Below are 11935 nucleotides of genomic sequence, written 5' to 3'. Positions count from 1 at the left end.
TCCGCTGGCTCGGGTCCGATACCGTCACGAGTCAGACAACCCTAGCCTGATTCCCCAGCCCCCCGTTGCCGTCAGTATGCCGACTGTCTACATTACGGCACCACGGGACGTGGCCCCGGAGATTGCCCGCACACTCGTCGAGGAGCGACTGGCGGCGTGTGTAAACCGCCTCGCCTGTGACTCCGTCTATCGCTGGGACGGCGAGGTACTCACCGACGAAGAGGCGGTCCTCCTGGCGAAGACGACCGACGAGCGATACGCCGCCCTCCGCGACCGTGTCGTCGACCTCCACCCCTCCGAGGTCCCGTGTATCGAACGGTTCGACGAGAGCGATATCCTCGACGCGTTCGGGAACTGGCGCGCCGAGAGTGTCGGGGAGGGGTGAGACATCGCGCCGGGGGCCGAGCAAGCGGCGGCGCTGGTGGTTACTCCGTGACCTCGTCCGCGAGGGCGTCTCGGTTCACCGTCGACGGGGGCACGCCGCCGTCGTGGACGGTCCGGACGTTTGCGGCGGCCCGCTGGCTCATTCGGGCCAGCGCTTCCTCGGTGACCCCGCCGACGTGGGGGGTCAGGAGGACGTCGTCCCGGTCGAACAGCGGGTGGTCGTCCGCCGGTGGCTCCTCGGCGAACGTATCCAGCCCCGCAGCGCCCAGGGTGTCGGTCTCGAGCGCCTCCAGGAGCGCATCTTCGTCGACAATCGGCCCCCGGGCGGTGTTGATGAGGATGCCGTGCTCGCCCAGCGCCGCCAGTTCATCGGTCGAGATAGCGTGTCGGGTCTCCTGGGTCAGCGGTGCGTGGACGCTCACCGCGTCCGACCGGGCGAACAACTCACCGAAATCGGTGACCCGCTCGACCCGCGCCGGGACGTCGTCGTCGGGGACGTACGGGTCGAACATGAGCACCTCCTGACCGATGCCGTGAGCCAGGTCCGAGGTCTCTCTGGCGATGGCACCGAAGCCGAACAGACCCAGCGTGTTCCCGGTCAGCTCCCGGCCGGTGTAGGCCCCGCGGTCCCAGCCGCCGCCCCGGACGTGCCGGTCAGCGCCCCGGTGGTTGCGCCGCAGTGCGAACAGGAGCGACATCGCGTGTTCCGCGACCGAGCGTGAGTTCGCGCCGGGTGTGTTACAGACCACGATACCCCGCTCGGAGGCCGCCTCGATGTCGACGTTGTCCAGCCCGGCCCCGTGTTTGGCGATAATCTGTAACCGGTCGGCCCGGTCGATGACGTCGGCGTCGAGTTCGGCGACTCTGACGATGACGGCGTCGTAGCTGGCGATATCGTCCAGTGCAGCGTCGACGCTGTCGTACTCGTCCATACCGGTACAGTCGGCGAAGTCGGCTATCGACTCCGGTCCGGACGGGTCTATCTGCTCCGGAACCAGTACGGCCCAAGTTTCAGCCATATAACATCTCCGCGCGGGGGAGAAGTAAAAGTACGTGTGGCGCTGCGCCACAGACGGAGCATCCTGCCGGCTCAGAGTGCCGACTCGATTTCGTCGGCGAGATAGACGGCGATAGGTACCCGCTCCTCCTCGACGAAGCGTGCGATCTCCTCGCCGTCGTGCTCGACGACGACGGTCGGGATGTACTCGATACCGTACTCCTCCACGCCGGGACCGGTCTTCGAACCGTCCTCTTCCTTTTCGGTCGGGTAGTGGTGGATACGGTTGTCGGGAATTTCCGCCGCGTCCAGCGCCGCGCCGAAGTCGGGCAGCTGGGCCCGACAGTCCTTGCACCAGTCGCCGCCCCAGATGTGGTAGTCCAGCTCGGTCCGGTATCGGGAGAGGAGGTCGACCGTGTCGGCGTAGGCGTCCTGTACCCAGACCGGGTTCGGTTCCATCGTTTCGAGGTGGCCGGTTTCGCTCATGGCCGCCAGTAACGGTGCAACTGGCTTGAACCTCCCGACTGCTAAGCCGTCTCGAGTCGGTCCAGGAGTCGGCCCCGAAGGAGTGTCCGGTGACAGCGCTTGCGGTCGCCCTCGAAGCAGACGAGAGCGACGTCTTCACCATCGGCGACGCGGGCCGCCAGCTCTTCGAGTGCCCGCTGGGCGTCCTCGTCGTCGTCAAGATGGGCCAGATACCGGGACTCGAAATCCGTCTCGTCCCAGGCGGCGTTGTGGGCACCTTCCTCACAGAGGCCCTGCATCTGTAGGTCCTCGGCGCGCTGTTTCGTCTCCGCGAGCAGGTCCGTCGGCGGACCCAGTTCGGGCTGGTTCTCGTCGACCGTCGCGTGGAACCAACCAGCGGGCTCCCGGACCACGCCGACGAGCGTCTCCGCCCCGTCGAGGTCTGCCAGGTCGTGCTGTATCGCCGCGACGTACGCCTCGGAGACGGCACCGCTCATAGGTGGCAGTTCGCCTCGCTGTCGGAAAGAACTGCCGCCACTCGCGACTCCCCCACGGGTTTGGCGGTTCCACGGGGGGTTTTAACCGGCGACGGCGTAGCCGCGGGCAATGCACGAGTCACTCAGCGACTCTATCGTCGAGACCATCGGCTCGCCGCTGGTGTCGGTCGCCGCGCCCGAGGGGGCGACCGTGGCCGCGAAGGTCGAGTCGTTCAACCCGGGCGGCTCCGCGAAGGACCGGCCGGCGCGGTTCATGATAGAACGAGCCGAGCGCGAGGGAGTCATCAGCCCGGGCGACACGCTCGTGGAACCGACCAGCGGCAACACCGGCATCGGGATGGCGATGGTCGGCGCGGCGAAAGGGTACGACGTGGTGCTGGTGATGCCGTCCTCGAAGTCGCCCGAACGCCGTCAGATAATGAAAGCCTACGGCGCCGATATCGAACTGGTCGAGGGCGACATCACAGCCGCGAAAGAGCGTGCCGACGAACTGACCGACCGCGACGGCCACGTCCAGTTGCGCCAGTTCGAGAACCCGGCGAACCCGCGGGCCCACTACGAAACCACGGGCGAGGAGGTCATCGAGCAGGTGGGGGACCGGACCGTCGACGCGCTCGTCGCCGGTGTCGGCACCGGCGGCACGATTACGGGGACCGGGCGCCGACTCCGCGAGGAATTTCCAGAGATAGACATCGTCGCCGTCGAACCGGCGGGCAACGCCGTCCTCTCGGGGATGGAGCCGGGCACCGGCGAGGACAGCTTCCAGGGGATGGGGCCGGGCTTTATCAGCGACAACCTCGACGTGGACCTGCTCGACGACGTCAGGACCGTGGAACTGGACGACGCCGAGGCCGAGTGTCGCCGCCTCGCCCGCGAGGAGGGTATCCTCGTGGGCCAGTCCTCCGGTGCGTCGAACCTCGCCGCCCGCGAGGTGGCCGGAGAACTACTGGACGACGGCGTCGCGGACCCGCTCGTCGTCACCGTCTACTGGGACAGCGGCGAGCGGTACATGTCGACCGGGATGTTCGACTAGAACACCTGTTCGGCGTCGGCCTTGTACCGCTCGTAGACGGATTGGGCCCACTCGTTCATCGCCTGGGTGTCGTTGTTGATGACGCCGGCCACGCCGGTGTCGTCGTAGACGACGATGCCACTGCCGGTCCGGTCGGGCGACTCCGCCGTCCAGACGGCGAAGGACATCGCCTCGTCTGTCACGTAAAGCGACAGCTCCTCGGTGACGGACAGCGCTTCGAAGTCGTCGGCGTATGTATCGGTCAGCGCCCCGAGGACCGACTCGGTCAGCACGAGTTCGGTCTCGGTCCCCTGTTCGACCAGGTCCCGCATCAACTCGAAGTGTCGCGGGAGCACGGTCGGGCCGGTTCCCTGGAAGCGCGTCGCTCCCGTGACGTACTCCATGTTGGCCTCCATCGGTGCTTCTGGTGCCTCTGGCGTCGACTCGACGACCTGGGCACCCTCCAGGACGGCCGGGTCGATGTCGAGGTCAGGCGGCAACGCCGACAGCACCGGCTGGGCCTCAGCCAGCGCGTCGAGTCGGTCGAGATACCCCTCGTAGGCCGCGAGCGACTCCCGCCCGGCGTACGTGGTCACGTAGTGGCTCCCGTCGCGTTCGACGAGGCTGGCCTGCTGGAGTTCGTCGATAGCTCTGTCGACCGTCGACCGGGACAGCGAGAGCTGGTCGACGAGCTCCGGTTTCCGCATCCCGGTCTCGAGGACCGCGAGGACATCCTGTCGTTTCGCGACGACGCCCGCGTGGTTCTTCGCCGGCGGCATATATAACGAATAATTACCAGTGTGGAATGGATGTTCCGGTTCGGTCGCCAGGTTGTGGCCGGATGTTCAGCAGGTGGGAATTCTCCCGACAGGTCGGTATTTCAGTCCAGCAGTCCACGTCTCAAGCGGGTGGGCCGCCGCAGCGCTCGCACACACCTGTCCAGTCGTCACGGCAATGCCTCTGACACACTCGTCGTGGCGAAGGGGAGGGGCAGCGTGGCACCCGTCTTTCAGGCACCGAACTCCGACTCAGTGACGCGTACGACGAGCGTGTCCGCCACCTCACGGAGGTCGTACTCCGGAATTGTCTCGCCGGTGCGGGTCAACAGCATGGGTTCGACGAGTTTCTGTGACGCCGGCTCCTCGTCCTCCTCCGAGGCGACCTCGGACTCCTCGATGCCGTAGACCATCAGGAACCGCCCCGTCTCGTCGGGCGCGACCTCGTCGTCGCGTATCGCCGTCGCGAGCTCCCGCGAGAGCCACTCGCTCTCGCTGATGGAAGGAACCTTCACGAAGGCGGCGTCGGTAAACCGGACGAGATACCAGTTCAGGTCGTTGAGTAGCGCGACCGCCGCGCCCAGACTCACCGTCTCCAGCTGGAGCGTGTTCTCGAAGGGCTCGCGCAGGTCGTAGGTGACCAGTGCGTTCCGCGCGGTCTCCCGGGAGAGCAACTCGTACCGGAGGTTCACGTCGTCGCTCCCGACGAGACACACCTGGGCCATACCCCGACTCACTAGCGCCCCGGAGATTTACCTTTCGATGAGGACGACCTCGCGGGCCTCGGCACAGGCCCGCGCCCGCTCGAAGAGGTCGCTCGGCTCGGCGGCTCGGAGCGCATAGAGGTCGGCGTTCGTCTCGGGGAGCTCCGGGGCGACCCGGTTGCAGCCAGTGTCGACCGTGGCGTCCTCGAAGGTGCCGATACGTCGGGCGAGGTTCGTGATGTCGGCCTTGTCCATCGCCAGCAGCGGCCGGTGGACCGGCAGCGAGGCCGCGGCGTCGGTCACCGCGATATTCGCGCTCGTCTGGCTCGACTTCTGGCCGATTGCCTCGCCGGTCACAACGCCGACGGCCTGCTCCGACTCGGCGACGGCTTCGGCCGCCACGAGCATATATCGTCGCAGCGCGAGCATCCGCAGGTCGCCCATCTCTGCTTCGAGGTCGGCCACTACGGCACCCGCATCGACGACGTGCATAGCCATCTCCTCGCCCGGTGCGTAGCTCGCCAGGGTCTCGACGGTCGCTCGCGCTCGCGCCCGGTGGTCCGGCCCGCCGTAGTCGCCCAGGTCGACGTACACCGGGACGACGGGACAGCCACGCGCCATCAGTTTCCAGGCGGCCACGGGCGAGTCGATACCGCCGCTGACCAGCGCGACCACCGGCCGCTGGGTGCCCAGCGGGAGCCCGCCAGGTCCCGCGCGCTTCTCCAGGAAGACGTACGCCGCGTCCTGGCGACACTCGACGAACAGCCGAAAGTCGGGGTCGTCGAGGTCGACCGCTGGGTCCTGGCTAAGTGATTCGATCGTGTCCCAGACGGCCGCGCCACCCTCGGACTCGATGTCGGTGCTGGCGAAGGGGTGGGCGTCGCTGGGGCCGGCACGGGCGGCGTCGACGGCGAACGTGCCGCCGTCGTAGTGCGCTTCGGTCGCAGCCACCAGGGCGGCCTCGATGGACTCGAGTGTCGGCTCGACGGTGCGGGCCGGCGAGGCCGAGACGACGCCGAACGTGTCGGCGGCCGCGTCCGCGACAGCGTCCGGCTCGGCGGTGTGAACGAACAGGCGATTGCGCCGGCGTTCGATATCGCCAGAGAGCCCGCGAGCGTCGAACATCGCCCGCAGGTTCTGTGCGAGGCGGTCCTCCATCTTCCGGCGGACCTGCTCGCTCTTGACGCCCAGCTCGCCGTGGCGCACGAGCACGACGTCGGCCTCGGGCGGGTGCATACCCGGAGTTGCCCGAAGGAAGGTAAAGGGGTGTCGCTCGCCGAGCGACCTATTCCTCGCCCGCCGCGGACTGGAGGTGGTCGGAAATCTGTGCTATCTCGACTTTGAACTGGTCGAGGTCGTACTCCTGTGCGTGGAGCATCGCGCTGTAGCGCGAGGTGAGACTCGACAGCGCGTACGTCTCCTCGAGTTCGGCGTCGGTCGCGCCGTGCATCTGTGCGGCGTGGCGGTGGAAGTGCGCGCAGTAGGGACACTTGATGTTGGCCGCGACTGCCAGTCCCATCAGCTCGCGATACTTCGCCGGAATCTCTGACTCGCCGACGGTGTACTTCTCGAAGAACGGCCACTCGCTCGCCGCATCGTCCTCGGGAATGGTCCCCAGTGGCGGCGGGACCTGCCCGAAGGTGTCGGTCATCTGCTGTTCGACGTCTGTCTGAGGTTGCTCTGTCGCCATGGCTGTCAGGCGGCGAACGTGACGGCTCACCACCGGTGTCGTCTAACAGTTCGCCGAAGTCTTTGTTATGTGTTGACACACGTCAGCTTTGCCGACCATACCGACCGAAAACGCGCCCCTGGCGCCGCTTCGCGGTCGGTGGCATCCATGGAATGTCGTGGGCGAGCAGCGGTAGGGTCAGCGCACGACCACTTCAGAACGTCGAGAGTTCGCCCTCGATGACCTTGCGCGTGACGGCGGTCACGTCGGCCAGTTCCGCGTCCATGGCGGCTCGGACTTCCGCCTCGATGTCCCCGACGGCGACGCCCTCGTCGGTGACGACCATCGCGTCGGCGACGTGGGGCTGGTCGATGGGCGAGCCGATCTGTGAGAGCAGGCGAATCTGAATCTGGCGGATGCCGTCGACCTCCGCGACGACCGACTGGGCGATCTCCGTCGAGAGGAGGTTGTATATCTTCCCGATGTGGTTGACGGGGTTCTTCCCCGACGTGGCTTCCATGCTCATCGGCCGGTTGGGCGTGATGAGCCCGTTGGCGCGGTTGCCCCGACCGACGGAGCCGTCGTCGCCCTGTTCGGCGCTGGTCCCGGTCACCGTGAGATAGATGGACTCCTCCTCGTAGTCGTCGGCGGTGTTGACGTGGACGCTCACGTCGCGGTCGGTGTACTCCGTCGCCAGGTCGGCGACGTAGTGCCGGACGTCTTCGACGGCCTGTTTGTACTCGTCTAAGTCGCCGACGTACTCGTCGACCATCGCGACGGCGACGGTCACGTCGATGTGGTCACCCTCGCGCTTGCCCATCACCTTCACGTCCTGGCCGACGACGGGGTTGTCGGCGGCGTACTCACCGGTGAGCGACCGTTCGGTGTTGGCGACGATCTGCTCGGTCTCCGAGAAGGGCGCGTGGCCGACGCCGTAGCTGGTGTCGTTGGCGTTCGGGACGACCTCTTCCTCGCCGAAGACGGTCTGGAGGTCGCCAGAGCCCTCGCCGAACTCCACGTCGACGACGATGTCGGTTCCCAGATCGAGATGCGGGAAGTTCTCGCCCAGATACTCGCGGGCGGCGCGCAGGGCGATGGTCTCGGCGGGGATGCGCTCGCCGTCGTAGGTCTTGGTCGCGCGACCGACCACGAGCAGGTAGATGGGTTCGAGCACCTCGCCGCCGCCGTAGGCCGGCGCGGCGGTGCCGGCGACGAGCTGTGTTTCGTCCGTATTGTAGTGCAGGACTTTCCCGAAGCGGTCGATGTAGGTCTGTGCGAGCGCGCGGGAGACGCTCTCTGCGACCCCGTCACAGATGGAGTCTGGGTGGCCGATACCCTTCCGCTCGACGATTTCGACGTTCTGCTCCTCGACTGCGAGTCCGCTCTCGGGGGCGACGTGGATATTCCGCTCGGTCATTGCCCGCCCCTAAACTGCGGCCGCTCCTATAACTTACGGGAACCGCTCGGCACGCAAAGATTACTACGAGGAATCTTCGAGCAACAGACCGAGATACGACGTCCGGGTCTGGTCGCCGGGGTCCAGTCCCAGTTCGCGAAGGACCTCGTAGGCCCCTTCGCGGGCGGCTTCGACGCCGTCCTCGTCGGTCTCGGTCTCCACCTCGACGAACTCGCCGACCCCCTCGACGTCGTCCAGCGTCACCGTGTAGCCGTCGTAGCGGTAGAACCGTCGGTCCTTCTCGACAGTGGCGGCCGGGGAAAAGCCCAGGTTCTCGAAGATAGCGTCGGCCGTCTCGCCGTCGTCGACACGCGTCTCCTCTTCCTCGCGGGTCTTCGACTCGGCCTCGACCAGCGGCCCCTTGTAGGTGATGCGGGCCTCGGTGTCGCCGGCTTCGGTCTCGCGGCGCACCCGCAACGCCTCGTCGGTCTCGGCAAAGTCCCGGTGGGGCGCGTCGTAGTACGTATCCACCTGCACGACGTCACCCGTCTGTGTGGCGCCCAGGTCGTCGAGGCGCTCGGCGACGGCGGCCAGGTCGGCGGCGACTTTCACTTCGACTTCGTACATACTGCTCCTCTCGGCGTGGGCGGTGAAAAAACGGTGTTATCGCGGTGCGGGAGGTCCGCAGGCGTGTCCAGTGACGTGACCCTGCGCGGATTGTCTCCGTCGACCGATGGAATGGCTAGCCGGGCCCGGCCAGGGCGAGACTCGCGAGTACCCACTCGCTATCGTCGCTCGCGAGCCCGAGTAGTTCGTCAGCGACATCGTACCTGAATCCCGCGTACGGGCGCGAACCGATGCCGAGATGCATCGCCGCGAGCTGTATCGCGTGTATCACTTCGCCGGCCTCGACGAGCGTGAACAGATAGCCTCGCTCGCCGTATTTCGCCGTCGAACGCGATGGAATGCCCGTCAGGAAGAACATGACGCTGACCTCGTGGTCGGGGCCCAGATGCGTCCAGTTCTCCGCGAGAAACTCGTCGAAAGGACCGAATCGGTCGTCGATGTACGACGGGTCGGCCGGCCGCTCCAGTGTGTTCCGTGCCGGGTTGTAGTGGTAGAGCCCGGTGTCGAGGTCCGGCGAGTCCAGTACCAGCGGATAGATTTCCAGTGGATACAGCCGGCCGGGAGACGCGACCGGGCGGGTCGCTGTCTCGTGGTCGATGCGGTAGGCACAGCTGAGCACGGTGAACAGCTCCGTCCGGGTCACCGGGCGGGCTCCCGTCGCGTCCGAGAAGGATTCCCTGGACCGGAGCGCGCGAAGGAACTCGCTCTCGTCGGGGTCGAACGACGCTGGCGGGCTCACAGACTCCAGTCGAGTGTACTCCTTGTACCCGCCAGTCTCCCACTCTTCGCGCTTGGCCGACTGGTCGACCGCGTCGGCGTCGACGAGCCCACGCTGATTCTTGTGGTACAGACGGTACAGCGGAAACAGAGTGTCGGTCAGCTTGCTCATGGGAACGGATGTGGCTGTCCAGTCAGGTCAGACTGTGTCGGCGGCTCCTCGCGGTAGCCACACGCTACCGGTACGGTGGCGAGACGGCTCATCTCCCAGTACCTGCGCGTCTCCCTGAGATAGAGGGGGTGGGCGGCCGGTGCGACGACCCTGACGACCTCGAAGCCGGTCTCGGCCACGTCCCGCGTCGTCACGTCGACGACGGACACATCCCACTTCTGCCCGACGGTCGCCCGCACCCCGTCGGCATCGAGAGCTGCCGTCTCGGCGTCCAGTTCGGCGAGCGTCATCGTCGCATCCGTCTCTGTCCAGAAGTCGAGGTCCGCTGCCGACCCCGGCTCGCTCCAGGCACGCAGCCGGCTCTCGCGGTCGATATCTGCTCCCTCGGGAGCGCCCTCTGGCGCGCTCGTCGCACCGAGATGTTGCTGATAGAGTCGCGTCTGTATCGCCTCTTCGAGGGCAGCCTGCACCGCAGCCCGCGCGTCGGGTCGTGCCGATGCGGCGACGGTGACAGCTGGTGTCCCGTGTGGGTCGACCAGTACTGCTATTACGACCGGAATTCCGATGTCCGTCCGCGCATCGAGTAGATGCCACGTGAGCCCCGCCCGCCCAATCCGGTCGAGGAGCCGCCCGACCGGGCCGTCCCTGTTCTCGACTCGGAGCGTCGGCAACGGGCTCCTGGTGAGATAGTGAATCATGAACGCGTCCCGCTCGACTATCTCCAGCAGTCCGCGCCGAACAGCGGCTTCGCGGTCCAGACCCGCGGCCAGACCGGTACTTATCGGTGCTCGGATAAACGGCACGTCGCGCATATCATACGAGAGGTAGACCAGCTGTGCCGGCACGTAGACCGCGGTGCCATCGGACAGGCGTTCGCCCTCGACCCACCGTATCTCGTCCCCGTCCCGATAGAGTGGCGACGGAACCGTCCCGGCGTCGCGCTGTGCCGGTGCGAAATTGACCACGGACGATGGGTCGATGGCACTATTGAGGGCGCCGTAGGTCGATTCGCGGAGGTCGCTGTTCCGGTAGATAGCGGCACAGTATCGCTCGACGCCCTCACCGATGGCCGAGGCGAGTGCGGCGTCCGGGTCCAGCGCACACCCGCCTTCACTCGGTGGCACCGTGACGCCGTCGGTCAGCGATGTCGGGTGTGCCCGGTTCACTGCGGCAGTGTGAACCCGTGGTTCGTCGGGCGGCGACGAACCGGTACGGATGCCGCTGAAAACGCCTATCGCCTCGTCAGTGAGGGCCTGCCCCGCCTGCAGGGTCTGGTCAGTCGTTGGCATCACACGCCTCACACCCTGGGACCCCGAGCAGGCGAGCACTGGTGTGCTCGAACGTCCGGCAATCGAACCGACGTATCTCGCCGACCAGTTCCGGCGGGATGCGGTCGAGCCCCGCCTGCAGTGCCAGCCTCGTCAGCACGTGCCCACAGAACGCAGTCTCGTACGTCGACGCCGAGACGATACTTCGGTAGTCGAGCCGCTGGTGGGCGTCGTTCAGTTCCGCCCGGGTCGTCAGACACTCTAAGCAGGCGTCACTCGACGGCGTCAGGAGGGGGCCGATTTCGACGGTCGAGCCGCGCAGGCGGGCGCGAACGAGGGTCGCCTCTGAGTCCAGCCAGTCTCGATTCACCTCGCGACGGTCCCGGGTCGATTCAGTCTCGACGAACACCATCACGTCCGGGTCAGGGTCGTCGAGGGAACAGCCGATAGCCTCGAGCGGTTCGCGGAGCGCCTCGGCAACCGTCGGGTCACCATACAGCCCGATGGTGGTCTCCTGGACCCGGCTGGCGAACGCCGGGCGCTGTGTCACATCGAGTCCGAGGAGGAGCGATTCCAGCAGACTCCGGTGGCCCTCGTCGACGTCGAACGGGTCGAGCAGTTCGACCGGATAGAGGATGCCATCCTCGTACAGGGCCTCTGCGATGGCAACTGCCGTCGCCGCGTCACCGATTGCCGGGACGACCTCTCGGAGCGGCGTTTCCCCGTCACTCGCATCTAGTATCTCACTGCTCAACCGTGCCGCGCCACCGGAGAGTGTTTTGGTTCCGGTGATGCCCGAGACGACGATGTCGTCCTCGTACTCGGCCATCGCTGTGAGATTCGGCACTTTCAGCTTCGACTCGGTGGTTATCTCGGTCGCGTTCATTGGTTCACTCGTCGGTCCCGTGTCCGGGCGCAGCGGCGCTGCAGCCACCGCTCCCGCCCCCACCACAGGACCCACCGCCCCCGCCCCCGTAGGACCCGCCGCCCACGTTGGTCGGGGTGTCGTTCTCGGCATCGGACGCCGCCGAATCCTCGGACTCCTCCCCGTCCGACTGGAGCTCGTCCGGGAGGCCGTCGGTGATTTCGAGGTCGATGTCAGTGTGTTCTCCCATCACACCCTGATTTGCGCCGTCGGTAGCATATAAAACTGGACTTGGTAGCGACCAACAGCCTCCCCGTGCCGTCGATTGCGAGAGGATACGCGAGGTTCCCGCTGGCCTGTTTCCGCGTCGGCCGGCGGTGGTGGCT

The 11935-nt window shown here is 66.6% G+C and carries 15 protein-coding genes; 2 read left to right on the top strand and 13 right to left on the bottom strand.

The features are described 5' to 3' along the window. Positions 1-76 precede the first annotated feature (76 nt). A complete protein-coding gene (gene cutA, locus EGD98_RS03405) occupies positions 77-385 on the top strand; it encodes a divalent-cation tolerance protein CutA (RefSeq protein ID WP_220586949.1) in 309 nt (102 codons plus the stop codon). 40 nt (positions 386-425) lie between these two features. On the opposite strand, the gene EGD98_RS03400 is transcribed toward cutA, so the two are convergent. From EGD98_RS03400 to EGD98_RS03390, 3 genes are all read right to left on the bottom strand, one after another. Continuing rightward, the gene (locus EGD98_RS03400; protein WP_220586948.1) at positions 426-1403 is read right to left on the bottom strand and encodes a hydroxyacid dehydrogenase; all 978 of its coding nucleotides are present in this window, start codon (positions 1401-1403) and stop codon (positions 426-428) included. A gap of 71 nt (positions 1404-1474) precedes the next feature. Then, a complete protein-coding gene (locus tag EGD98_RS03395; protein ID WP_220586947.1) occupies positions 1475-1867 on the bottom strand; it encodes a thioredoxin family protein in 393 nt (130 codons plus the stop codon). A gap of 41 nt (positions 1868-1908) precedes the next feature. Further along, positions 1909-2343 (bottom strand): DUF488 domain-containing protein, encoded by a 435-nt coding sequence (locus EGD98_RS03390; protein WP_220586946.1) that lies wholly within the window; start codon positions 2341-2343, stop codon positions 1909-1911. A 109-nt stretch (positions 2344-2452) separates the two neighbouring features. On the opposite strand from EGD98_RS03390, the gene EGD98_RS03385 reads away from it, so the two are divergent. After that, a complete protein-coding gene (locus EGD98_RS03385) occupies positions 2453-3376 on the top strand; it encodes a PLP-dependent cysteine synthase family protein (RefSeq protein ID WP_220586945.1) in 924 nt (307 codons plus the stop codon). Here the strand turns inward: EGD98_RS03385 and EGD98_RS03380 are convergent. From EGD98_RS03380 to EGD98_RS03335, 10 genes are all read right to left on the bottom strand, one after another. Next, a complete protein-coding gene (locus tag EGD98_RS03380) occupies positions 3373-4134 on the bottom strand; it encodes a helix-turn-helix transcriptional regulator (RefSeq protein WP_220586944.1) in 762 nt (253 codons plus the stop codon). The genes EGD98_RS03385 and EGD98_RS03380 overlap by 4 nt on opposite strands. Positions 4135-4364: 230 nt before the next feature. Continuing rightward, positions 4365-4856 carry a DUF5804 family protein gene (locus EGD98_RS03375; protein WP_220586943.1) on the bottom strand — a complete coding sequence of 164 codons (492 nt, stop codon included), beginning with the start codon at positions 4854-4856 and terminating at the stop codon, positions 4365-4367. A 27-nt stretch (positions 4857-4883) separates the two neighbouring features. Beyond that, positions 4884-6071 (bottom strand): tRNA sulfurtransferase, encoded by a 1188-nt coding sequence (locus EGD98_RS03370; RefSeq protein ID WP_220586942.1) that lies wholly within the window; start codon positions 6069-6071, stop codon positions 4884-4886. Positions 6072-6120: 49 nt separating this feature from the next. Further along, on the bottom strand, positions 6121-6555 hold the full coding sequence (locus EGD98_RS20980) for a carboxymuconolactone decarboxylase family protein (protein WP_220586941.1): 435 nt from the start codon (positions 6553-6555) through the stop codon (positions 6121-6123). Between the two features lie 163 nt (positions 6556-6718). Then, positions 6719-7921, bottom strand: coding sequence for a methionine adenosyltransferase (locus EGD98_RS03360; protein WP_220586940.1), 1203 nt, complete (start codon positions 7919-7921; stop codon positions 6719-6721). 63 nt (positions 7922-7984) lie between these two features. Further along, a complete protein-coding gene (gene cyaB, locus EGD98_RS03355) occupies positions 7985-8527 on the bottom strand; it encodes a class IV adenylate cyclase (RefSeq protein WP_220586939.1) in 543 nt (180 codons plus the stop codon). A 115-nt stretch (positions 8528-8642) separates the two neighbouring features. Then, the gene (locus EGD98_RS03350; RefSeq protein WP_220586938.1) at positions 8643-9416 is read right to left on the bottom strand and encodes a SagB/ThcOx family dehydrogenase; all 774 of its coding nucleotides are present in this window, start codon (positions 9414-9416) and stop codon (positions 8643-8645) included. Beyond that, the gene (locus tag EGD98_RS03345; RefSeq protein WP_220586937.1) at positions 9413-10705 is read right to left on the bottom strand and encodes a YcaO-like family protein; all 1293 of its coding nucleotides are present in this window, start codon (positions 10703-10705) and stop codon (positions 9413-9415) included. The genes EGD98_RS03350 and EGD98_RS03345 overlap by 4 nt, the downstream gene beginning before the upstream one ends. Further along, complete coding sequence (locus EGD98_RS03340; protein ID WP_220586936.1) at positions 10692-11570, bottom strand: hypothetical protein; 879 nt, start codon at positions 11568-11570, stop codon at positions 10692-10694. Before EGD98_RS03340 ends, EGD98_RS03345 begins: the two co-directional genes overlap by 14 nt. 4 nt (positions 11571-11574) lie before the next feature. After that, on the bottom strand, positions 11575-11799 hold the full coding sequence (locus EGD98_RS03335) for a hypothetical protein (RefSeq protein WP_220586935.1): 225 nt from the start codon (positions 11797-11799) through the stop codon (positions 11575-11577). Positions 11800-11935: the final 136 nt, after the last annotated feature.

It is taken from the genome of Haloarcula salinisoli (assembly GCF_019599405.1).
In the GTDB taxonomy this organism is placed as follows: domain Archaea; phylum Halobacteriota; class Halobacteria; order Halobacteriales; family Haloarculaceae; genus Haloarcula; species Haloarcula salinisoli.
The sequence above is the reverse complement of the archived record's forward strand: the minus strand, read 5'-3'. Positions and strand labels throughout refer to the sequence as shown.

What these genes read in the sequence shown, in the direction of transcription:
- EGD98_RS03395 (WP_220586947.1), bottom strand. Translation starts at nt 1,867, where the DNA reads ATGAGCGAAACCGGCCACCTCGAAACGATGGAACCGAACCCGGTCTGG.
- EGD98_RS03375 (WP_220586943.1), bottom strand. Translation starts at nt 4,856, where the DNA reads ATGGCCCAGGTGTGTCTCGTCGGGAGCGACGACGTGAACCTCCGGTAC.
- EGD98_RS03400 (WP_220586948.1), bottom strand. Translation starts at nt 1,403, where the DNA reads ATGGCTGAAACTTGGGCCGTACTGGTTCCGGAGCAGATAGACCCGTCC.
- EGD98_RS03350 (WP_220586938.1), bottom strand. Translation starts at nt 9,416, where the DNA reads ATGAGCAAGCTGACCGACACTCTGTTTCCGCTGTACCGTCTGTACCAC.
- EGD98_RS03385 (WP_220586945.1), top strand. Translation starts at nt 2,453, where the DNA reads ATGCACGAGTCACTCAGCGACTCTATCGTCGAGACCATCGGCTCGCCG.
- EGD98_RS03340 (WP_220586936.1), bottom strand. Translation starts at nt 11,570, where the DNA reads ATGAACGCGACCGAGATAACCACCGAGTCGAAGCTGAAAGTGCCGAAT.
- EGD98_RS03335 (WP_220586935.1), bottom strand. Translation starts at nt 11,799, where the DNA reads ATGGGAGAACACACTGACATCGACCTCGAAATCACCGACGGCCTCCCG.
- cyaB (WP_220586939.1), bottom strand. Translation starts at nt 8,527, where the DNA reads ATGTACGAAGTCGAAGTGAAAGTCGCCGCCGACCTGGCCGCCGTCGCC.
- EGD98_RS03360 (WP_220586940.1), bottom strand. Translation starts at nt 7,921, where the DNA reads ATGACCGAGCGGAATATCCACGTCGCCCCCGAGAGCGGACTCGCAGTC.
- EGD98_RS03345 (WP_220586937.1), bottom strand. Translation starts at nt 10,705, where the DNA reads ATGCCAACGACTGACCAGACCCTGCAGGCGGGGCAGGCCCTCACTGAC.
- EGD98_RS03370 (WP_220586942.1), bottom strand. Translation starts at nt 6,071, where the DNA reads ATGCACCCGCCCGAGGCCGACGTCGTGCTCGTGCGCCACGGCGAGCTG.
- cutA (WP_220586949.1), top strand. Translation starts at nt 77, where the DNA reads ATGCCGACTGTCTACATTACGGCACCACGGGACGTGGCCCCGGAGATT.
- EGD98_RS03380 (WP_220586944.1), bottom strand. Translation starts at nt 4,134, where the DNA reads ATGCCGCCGGCGAAGAACCACGCGGGCGTCGTCGCGAAACGACAGGAT.
- EGD98_RS03390 (WP_220586946.1), bottom strand. Translation starts at nt 2,343, where the DNA reads ATGAGCGGTGCCGTCTCCGAGGCGTACGTCGCGGCGATACAGCACGAC.